The 8007-nt window shown below is 62.4% G+C and carries 9 protein-coding genes; 4 read left to right on the top strand and 5 right to left on the bottom strand.

Annotated elements, in window-relative coordinates; genetic code table 11:
* Positions 1 to 467: 467 nt before the first annotated feature.
* Positions 468 to 812 (bottom strand): hypothetical protein, encoded by a 345-nt coding sequence (locus Q8O29_RS16740; RefSeq protein WP_305564827.1) that lies wholly within the window; start codon positions 810 to 812, stop codon positions 468 to 470.
* Positions 813 to 990: 178 nt separating this feature from the next.
* Positions 991 to 1440: a DUF4864 domain-containing protein gene (locus tag Q8O29_RS16735; protein WP_305564825.1), complete on the bottom strand. Its 450-nt coding sequence runs from the start codon at positions 1438 to 1440 to the stop codon at positions 991 to 993.
* Positions 1441 to 1557: 117 nt separating this feature from the next.
* On the opposite strand from Q8O29_RS16735, the gene Q8O29_RS16730 reads away from it, so the two are divergent.
* Entirely contained in the window at positions 1558 to 2355 is a 798-nt protein-coding gene (locus tag Q8O29_RS16730; protein ID WP_305564823.1) for an SGNH/GDSL hydrolase family protein, read from the top strand.
* A gap of 138 nt (positions 2356 to 2493) precedes the next feature.
* Here the strand turns inward: Q8O29_RS16730 and Q8O29_RS16725 are convergent, their stop codons facing one another.
* Complete coding sequence (locus tag Q8O29_RS16725; protein ID WP_305564821.1) at positions 2494 to 3204, bottom strand: hypothetical protein; 711 nt, start codon at positions 3202 to 3204, stop codon at positions 2494 to 2496.
* Between the two features lie 157 nt (positions 3205 to 3361).
* Between Q8O29_RS16725 and Q8O29_RS16720 the strand changes: the two genes are divergently transcribed.
* The 3 genes from Q8O29_RS16720 to ylqF all read left to right on the top strand — a co-directional run bounded on the left by Q8O29_RS16720 (position 3362) and on the right by ylqF (position 6896).
* The gene (locus Q8O29_RS16720; RefSeq protein WP_305564831.1) at positions 3362 to 4024 is read left to right on the top strand and encodes an alpha/beta hydrolase; all 663 of its coding nucleotides are present in this window, start codon (positions 3362 to 3364) and stop codon (positions 4022 to 4024) included.
* Positions 4025 to 4266: 242 nt separating this feature from the next.
* Entirely contained in the window at positions 4267 to 5850 is a 1584-nt protein-coding gene (gshA, locus tag Q8O29_RS16715; RefSeq protein ID WP_305564819.1) for a glutamate--cysteine ligase, read from the top strand.
* Positions 5851 to 5945: 95 nt separating this feature from the next.
* Positions 5946 to 6896, top strand: a complete 951-nt coding sequence (gene ylqF, locus Q8O29_RS16710; protein WP_305564817.1) for a ribosome biogenesis GTPase YlqF — start codon at positions 5946 to 5948, stop codon at positions 6894 to 6896.
* Here ylqF and Q8O29_RS16705 read toward each other — a convergent pair whose 3' ends face one another.
* Both Q8O29_RS16705 and Q8O29_RS16700 read right to left on the bottom strand, forming a co-directional pair.
* A complete protein-coding gene (locus Q8O29_RS16705) occupies positions 6897 to 7325 on the bottom strand; it encodes a response regulator transcription factor (protein WP_371134262.1) in 429 nt (142 codons plus the stop codon).
* Positions 7326 to 7535: 210 nt separating this feature from the next.
* Positions 7536 to 7793 carry a hypothetical protein gene (locus Q8O29_RS16700; RefSeq protein WP_305564815.1) on the bottom strand — a complete coding sequence of 86 codons (258 nt, stop codon included), beginning with the start codon at positions 7791 to 7793 and terminating at the stop codon, positions 7536 to 7538.
* Positions 7794 to 8007: the final 214 nt, after the last annotated feature.

Genomic DNA, 8007 nt, shown 5'->3' with positions numbered 1-8007 from the left:
CTAAAAACCCGCATCCTCAAAGGGATAGCTGAAATCAACGCATCGCCTGTCGTTTTTCGATGGAATAAGTTCGATCTTGGCGTCGTTTAGTACGTAATTGCTTTAATGGAACTAACTACTAGGAGCCTGGGCGGCGGAAGGCGTCGAAGCGAAAAGTGGCCCCGGCGAGGACAGTTTTTGCCGGGTTTGCAGCCCCATAGCCGTAGCTATGGGGCAAAAAGCCGGTGAAAAATGGACCGGCGCGGCCACTTTGCAGCCGACGTTCCTTCTGCCGCCCAGGCTCCTAGGATGAGTCCTGCAACTCCGGGCGCCTTCCCGGGTCTGTACGGACCGATTCAACCTGGCAGGACACTGGATGAGCCTTCGAAGCACGCGTGGTGTATGTGCTGCCCGAAACGCGGTCGGTCCAGGCCCTGTTCGGTGAAGCCCTTGGCTTGAGCCTGCTGGCGCAGCCCTGAGCTCCGCCGTCAGGGCCGCCGCGTCCGGACGGTGACCGCGTTGCCGCGTGCCATCGACAGGTCGCTGGCGTAGGTATTGCGTTCCATCAATGCATTGACGGCCCGGTTGACATGGCCACCTTGCCTGCTGTCTACAGCCGGGCAGGAGGTGTCGGTGATCGAAAACACCAGATGCCCATCCGGAAACACCGCCGGCAAGGTCTGATGCAACTGATAACGCATATCTACCGGTGCCGCCGCCGCGTGATAGATCACCTGGTTGGCGCGGTTGTAAACGGTGTAGCAGGCCAGCGCCTGGCCGCTCAGGGTGACGGTCAGCAAAACGCCAAGGACGTATTTCAGGACGGGGGTCATGCGCGGGCCTTTCGCAAAAACCGATGGTGGCCGCAGCGGCGCCTGTGTCACGCAGGCGCTCAGACGTTTGTGCTGTCAGCAAACATCCCCTGAAACCTGCCGTTTATCAACAAAATATGGCTCCAGCCCATAGCTGACCTACGTATCAAGCTATTAAAAGAGGAGCAAAATTGCGGCCTCAGGCCATGCGCCCCTTGTTGGCGACCACCACACAGCCGGTGATGAGCCAGGACGTACCCTCCCGCTGCAAGCTGTAAATCGCCAGCCAGGCGTCGCCGCTGGCATCAAGCATTTGCACCCGCTGGATCACCTGGCCTTCCTTGCTTTCGGGCTTGAGAAAAGCCACCGACGCCGGGCGGTAGACCACTGGGTAGGCGTTGCGCACCATGGCCATGAAGCCGGCCGCCGTCCCCAACGCTTCGCGTATGTTGGGCGCGGCATAAGAAAAAGCCTTGTCGGCGTCGTCCGCCGCAAAAGCGGCCAGCTGGCCCTGCACGGTGGCGCGCACGTTTTTCTCATCGGCCGGTGTCAAGGACGCGGCCTGGGCCGGCACCCCCAAGGCCAGCGCGCAGCTTGCGGCAGCCAGCAGCATCACCAGGCGGGCAAAAAAGGCGGGCTGGCGGGTCATGAGGATCTCCTTGAGGCGGTGCATGGATTGTCCCCCTGTCGCTGGACAAAAGTAAAAGACGGCGCCTCATTTTTATACCGCGAGGCTGGTGCTTATACGGGCCGGGTGCGTGATTGGATGCGCTTGCGTCCTACCCCGCAATCAGCGCGCGGGTTGTGGCGCGAGCTTGCTGGTGGTGGACGACAGCACCGGGGTGGGCACGGGCGCGTCGTCGCCAGCCTGGCCGGGCTGATTGCGCGCGACCATCCGTCTCTCAAGATCGTCAACCGGGCCAAAGACGGCGCCAAGTTGGCCGACATCGCCCGCCAGCTCGACATGCCGGGCGACGAGCGGTTTGATGCGATTTTGGTGCTGGGGGGCGGCAATGACGTGATTCGCCTCACACCTGCCAGCTCGCTGGAAGAAAATATTGCCCGTGTGGCGGCCCTGGCGCGCACGCAAGCCCGGCTGGTGGTGCTGATGCCCTCGGAGCCTGGGCGGCAGAAGGGACGTCGGCTGCAAAGCGGCCGCGCCGGTCCATTTTTCACCGGCTTTTTGCCCCATAGCTACGGCTATGAGGCTGCAAACCCGGCAAAAACTGTCCTCGCCGGAGCCACTTTTCGCTTCGACGCCTTCTGCCGCCCAGACTCCTCGGGCAATGTGGGCAGCGCGCCCTTCTTTTTTCCGCCCTGGTCGTGGCTGATGACACAGCGCTCCAAAACGCTGCACCGCTTTGTACGTGAAGTGGCCAGCGACAACGGCGCGCTTTACGTCAACTTGTACAAGGACAAGCCAGAAGACCCGTTTGCCCAGCGGCCCGACGAACTCAATGCCAAAGACGGGTTGCATCCCAGTGATGCTGGCTACCGGCTTTGGTATGCCGAGCTCAACACGCAGGTGGATTTTTCCAGACGGCTCGCCGCGCTGGCGCGGTAGGGCCTTCAGCCCATTGATTTTTCCAAAACACACGACAGTGAATGGGACTGTTTTCACCCTTGCCCTTTGGAAGAGGGTTGGGGTGAGGGTGAGGGATTGAGCTTTCGACTGCCATGAATTTTGAAACGCTCAGTAGGCTCAGACGCGCCGGGAAGACGGCTCGGTATTTTGAAAGTCTGGCGCAGGCGTGCCGTCCACCGGCTGCTGCAGGTGGGCGTCGCGAATGGCAAACATACGCTGCAGATCCTGTAAAACTTCGGCGTCGTGACCTGGAGCTGGCGGGGCACTTTTTGAGGAGGCTATCGGGACGGCGACCCGGGTAATCGCATCTTCGGGCATGAGGAAGACTTCCGGCATCACGGTTGCCGTTTGAACCGGTGCTGAAACTTCCAGCCACACCGACGGTTCAGGCATATCGAGATAGGGACAGGTGTTGCCCACGTCCAGCTCCCAGGACACCCCATGCAGCCAGTCCGATGCCTGCGGCTCAAACTCGGTGATGGCCGCCAGCAACTGCTGCTGAAAAGCATGTGCGTAGGTCAGCAGCAGCATGTCCCAGTGGCGCATGACCAGGCGCACGTACAGGCCGGTGCCGCGGCTGCGGCTGTTGACCACCAACATGCGGCATTCGACCCAGCCGGGCGGAATACCGTGTTTGCGCAAGCCGTCGCGCAGCATCATCTGAACCAGTTGGCGGCGCGTGGCGTTGTCGGAGTTGTCTTCGATGGTGTGCGGGTTGTCCAGGCTCTCAGCGCGCTCGCTTTTCATGGGCAAGGCTGGCGCGGGGGCTGGTTTTTCCGGAGCTTGCGGTGTTTTCAGACCCAACAGTTTGCTGATCGCTTGTCTCATGGCTGTACGCTCCTTGCGGCAAGCCGGCTGGCGCGAACCGATCGCTGCCGCTACCGACGGCTTGTGTGTGATTGATGGTCGTCCAAGTGCGGTGGCAAGTCAAGCAGCGACGTGCCCGCAGGCACAATTGGGCAACAGCCACTTTTTTATTCTCTCCATGTCACTCGATGTCATTGAAGTTGAAACCGCCGCCAACCCGCGTGCCACGGTGCTGCTGATGCACGGCCTGGGCGCCGACGGCGGTGATTTTGTCCCCATCGCGCAGCAGCTCGCGCTCTCGGCCGTGGGCCCGGTGCGTTTTCTGTTTCCTAATGCCCCGGCGATTCCGGTCACCATCAACGGCGGCTACCAGATGCCCGCCTGGTACGACATTCTGGGCGCCGACCTGACGCAGCGCCAGGACGAAGAGGGTCTGCGCAAGACCCAGACCCGTATCAACACGCTGATTGCTGCTGAAATTGCGCGCGGTATTCCCGCCAGCCGCATCGTCATCGCCGGCTTCTCGCAGGGCTGCGCGATGGCGCTGATGACCGGGCTGCGTTACCCCGAGCGGCTGGCCGGCATCATCGGCCTGTCCGGCTACCTGCCGCTGGCCGATAAGCTGGCGGCCGAACGCAGCGCCGCCAACCACGGCCTGCCGGTGTTCCTGGGCCACGGCCGCCGCGACGGCGTGGTGCCGCTGGCGGCCGCAACGGCAACGCGCGATGTGCTCGCGGCGCTGGCTTACCCGGTTGACTGGCATGAGTACCCGATGGAACATTCGGTCTGCATGGAAGAGATCGCAGACATGAACAGCTGGCTGCTGCGCGTGCTGGCGTAGGGGCTTTCGGGGCGGGGCTGGGCGCAGGCCCGGTGCCAAGGTCTTGTTTTTAGCATTAAATAGGGCTCCAGCCCATACGCAGCAAGCGCAGACAGCTATAAAAAACGTAGCATTCAATGGGTTGTGGCGGGCACCCCGCAGACCAAGCACCCTCGCCGCACCGGCCCTGGCGCAGGCCCGCCTGCAAACAAGCCCGGCCTGTGATACCTTGCACGCCACGAAAGATACAGAGGGACGACTTCATGAACAGCTTGCATGCGCGCCAGGGCGCGCTTTTGGGAGACCGCCTCGGCGCGCTCGACCCTGCCAGGCTGAAAGGCATGCGCCGCGGCATCGAGAAAGAAAGCTTGCGCGCCCAGCCCAGTGGCGCGCTGGCGCTGACGCCGCATCCGGCCGCGCTGGGTTCGGCACTGACCCACCCGAGCATCACCACCGACTTCAGCGAATCGCAGGTCGAGCTGGTGACCGCCGCGCACGCCGGCCTGGGCGATGGCGCCCAAGCTGCGCTGGAAGAACTCACCCAGATCCACCAGTTCACCTACCGCGCGATGAAGGACGTCGGCGACGAGATGTTGTGGGTTTCAAGCATGCCCTGCGGCCTGCCGACCGACGAAACGATTCCGATCGGACGTTACGGCTCGTCGAACGTGGGCCGTGCCAAAAGCGTCTACCGCATGGGCCTGGGCCACCGTTATGGCCGGCGCATGCAGACCATCTCGGGCATCCACTACAACTGGTCGCTGCCCGGCGTCTCCAGCGAGGAGTATTTCGGCCTGATCCGCAACTTCCGCCGCCACGCCTTCCTGCTGCTTTACCTGTTCGGCGCCTCGCCCGCCGTCTGCTCCAGTTTCGTTGCCGGCCGCCAGCACGAGCTGCAGGCCTTGGGCAGCGGCACCATGTACATGCCGCATGGCACTTCGCTGCGCATGGGCCGCCTTGGCTACCAGAGCGACGCCCAGGCTTCGCTGAAGGTCAGCTACAACAACCTCGACGGTTACGGCGCCTCGCTGCAGGACGCGCTGACCCGGCCTTACCCGGCCTACGAGGCGGTCGGCATCCAGAACCCCGGCGGCGACTACAACCAGCTCGCCACCAGCCTGCTGCAGATTGAAAACGAGTTCTACGGCACGATCCGTCCGAAACGCGTGATTTTCCCGGGCGAGCGTCCGCTGCATGCGCTGCGCGAGCGCGGTGTCGAGTATGTCGAGGTGCGCCTGATGGACCTGGACCCGTTTGTGCCGGTCGGCATCGCCGCCGACACCATGCGTTTTCTTGATGTGTTTTTGCTGCACTGCCTGCTGACCGACAGCCCGCCCGACACGCCGCAGGAAATCGCCGCGCTGGCGCGCAACCAGCACCGCGTGGCAGCACGCGGGCGCGAGCCCGGCCTGTTGCTCGAGCGTGGCAGCGAAGAAGTCAGCCTGACCGAATGGGGCGCCGAACTGATCGCGCAATGCGCGCCGATTGCCGCCGCGCTCGATGCGGCGCAGGGCGGCAGTGCCTATGCCGATGCTTTGCGCGCTTCGGAAGCCTCGCTGCGCCAGCCCGAGACCTTGCCCTCGGCCCGCGTGCTGGATGTCATGGTCACTCAGCACGGCAGCTCCTTCGTGGCCTTTGCACGCGCGCAGTCGCTGGCCACCCGGCAAACCCTGCTTGACTTGCCGTTTTCAGCTAACCAGCAGGCCCGCTTCGAAGAGCTGACACGACAATCGCTGGCCGAACAGAAGACGATTGAAGCGGCCGACTCCATGCCGTTTGAAATTTACCGCCAGCAGTACGTCTCGCCCGAGCGGCTCGGCATCCGCAGCCTGGCGCACGCGGCCTGAGCCCGGTCGCAGGTTCAGGCCTGCGGTGGGCGACAATCGGTGCGGTCGCGCGGAGTGCCTGCGCCGCCCACCACCCACCAAGAAAGAAGATCCCGATGGCCATCCAGTGGTTTCCCGGTCATATGCACTTGACCAAAAAAGCCATCAGCGAGCGCATCAAGGAAATTGATGTGGTGATCGAGCTGCTCGACGCCCGCCTGCCCGGCTCCAGCGCCAACCCGATGCTGGCCGAGTTGACCGGCGGCAAGCCGGCGCTCAAGGTGCTTAACAAGCAGGACCTGGCCGACCCGGCCCGCACGCCGACCTGGCTGGACCACTACAACAGCCAGCCGGCCACGCGCGCCATCGCGCTTGATGCCAGTGCCACCACGCCGGCGCGCCGGCTGATTGATGCCTGTCATGCGCTGGCGCCCACGCGCGGCAGCATGGTCAAGCCGATGCGGGTGCTGATCTGCGGCATTCCCAACGTCGGCAAATCGACGCTGATCAACACGCTGACCGGAAAACGCGCGGCCAAAACTGGCGACGAGGCCGGCATCACCAAGCTCGAGCAACGCATTGTGCTGGCCGACGGGTTTTATTTGTGGGACACACCGGGCATGTTGTGGCCGCGCATCATCGTCGCCAAAAGCGGCTACAACCTGGCCGCCAGCGGTGCCATTGGCCGCAATGCCTTCAACGAGGAAGAGGTGGCGCTGGAACTTCTCGACTACCTGATCAAACACTATCCGGCCGCGCTGCAGGCGCGTTACAAGGTCGAGCTGCCGCCGGGCATCACCGACGAGCAGTTGCTCGAAGCCATAGGCCGCAAGCGCGGCGCGGTGCTGGGCAAGGGGCGCATCAACCTGCAGAAGGCCGCCGAGATCGTGATCCATGAATTTCGCGCTGCGACGCTGGGGCGCATCACGTTGGAGACGCCGCACGAGTTTGCGGCTTGGCTCGCCGCTGGCCAGTTGCTCGATGCCGAGCGGCAGGTCAAGAAAGACAAGATCGAGATCGCTCGTCTGGTCAAGTTCAAGAAAATTCCACGGCCCGACGTACCCTGATTAATGCTGCGCCCCACAATAGTCGAGAAACAGATCAAGTTCGGTTGATTTGTCGAAAACGGCATCAGCGCCACACGCCAGGCAGCGATTGCGCATGTCGTCGGTCGCGTAGTTGGACAGCACCACCACCTTCTGTACCGCAGACCGGTGCAGGCATTTCCTGAGAACGCCAATTCCCGTGCCTTGCTCAAGAAAAAGATCCACAATCAGCAGGTCCCAGCCTGCGGGGTGCTGTTGCAGCCAATAACAGGCATCGGCCTCGGTCGTTGAATACCCCACAGTCTGGACGCCGGCCAGCTCCGTCAATGTTTCCACCAGGTTGTGGCGGATCAGGTCGTTGTCTTCGACGATATAGGCCCTCGATGCCATGAGGTCTTGAGTGAGTTGGGAGATAGCTGATCCGCGCGAAGGATTGCCGGAAAAGTTCATCGGTTTCACGATGCCAGTGTGCCCCGCGCCTGGGGTGCTTGGCGCAAGAGATTGCACTGCACCGGTGTAGGACAGCAGGCCACATGTCTCGCGATGGCCCGGACGGGACACCAAGTCACTGTTTCGCCCGCATCGTCTTGAGGTTAAATCGGCTTCCAGCCCTTGACTGATAAGAGATGATTGCTACTGATTTAATAGCGGTGAGGACGCTTACCGCGAGCTCCCTGGACTACGGGTGCTGGCAAACTTACGCCTCAGGTAGAGCCCGCCGAAAGCCAGACCGAGCACCAATGCGAACCAGCCGACGGGCGACGCACCCGCGACGATGCCCTGCATGCCGGGCGATTTGATGAAGTACGGAGAGACCAGCACAGCCAGTCCGATCAGGGCGCACAGACAGCCTTTGAACAACAACTCGTTGTTGGCCTGGTTGCTGTGGCGGCGCGTGGGGGGAGGAGGTAAGGGCATGCTCAATTGTCGGGCTAAACCTTCAGGCATGCAGAAGAGCTAAATTGCCTGGGTGGGTCACCCGATAAGAATCTTGTAACTACTCAGCCCCCATGATTCGATAGGCGACAATCCGCATCAATGCAAACCCCATCAAGCCTGAGTCAGTTAAGCCATGCCGCAAAAGATGCACTGATTCTGATGCAGCAGGAGCAGATTACGGCGCTGCAAGAGG

The organism is Polaromonas sp. (genome assembly GCF_030689685.1).
Lineage (GTDB): Bacteria > Pseudomonadota > Gammaproteobacteria > Burkholderiales > Burkholderiaceae_C > Polaromonas.
The sequence above is the reverse complement of the archived record's forward strand: the minus strand, read 5'-3'. Positions and strand labels throughout refer to the sequence as shown.

Excerpts from the sequence above, each read along its gene's own strand:
- Q8O29_RS16740 (WP_305564827.1), bottom strand. The coding sequence starts at position 812 with ATGACCCCCGTCCTGAAATACGTCCTTGGCGTTTTGCTGACCGTCACC.
- Q8O29_RS16735 (WP_305564825.1), bottom strand. The coding sequence starts at position 1,440 with ATGACCCGCCAGCCCGCCTTTTTTGCCCGCCTGGTGATGCTGCTGGCT.
- Q8O29_RS16730 (WP_305564823.1), top strand. The coding sequence starts at position 1,558 with ATGCGCTTGCGTCCTACCCCGCAATCAGCGCGCGGGTTGTGGCGCGAG.
- Q8O29_RS16725 (WP_305564821.1), bottom strand. The coding sequence starts at position 3,204 with ATGAGACAAGCGATCAGCAAACTGTTGGGTCTGAAAACACCGCAAGCT.
- Q8O29_RS16720 (WP_305564831.1), top strand. The coding sequence starts at position 3,362 with ATGTCACTCGATGTCATTGAAGTTGAAACCGCCGCCAACCCGCGTGCC.
- gshA (WP_305564819.1), top strand. The coding sequence starts at position 4,267 with ATGAACAGCTTGCATGCGCGCCAGGGCGCGCTTTTGGGAGACCGCCTC.
- ylqF (WP_305564817.1), top strand. The coding sequence starts at position 5,946 with ATGGCCATCCAGTGGTTTCCCGGTCATATGCACTTGACCAAAAAAGCC.
- Q8O29_RS16705 (WP_371134262.1), bottom strand. The coding sequence starts at position 7,325 with ATGAACTTTTCCGGCAATCCTTCGCGCGGATCAGCTATCTCCCAACTC.
- Q8O29_RS16700 (WP_305564815.1), bottom strand. The coding sequence starts at position 7,793 with ATGCCCTTACCTCCTCCCCCCACGCGCCGCCACAGCAACCAGGCCAAC.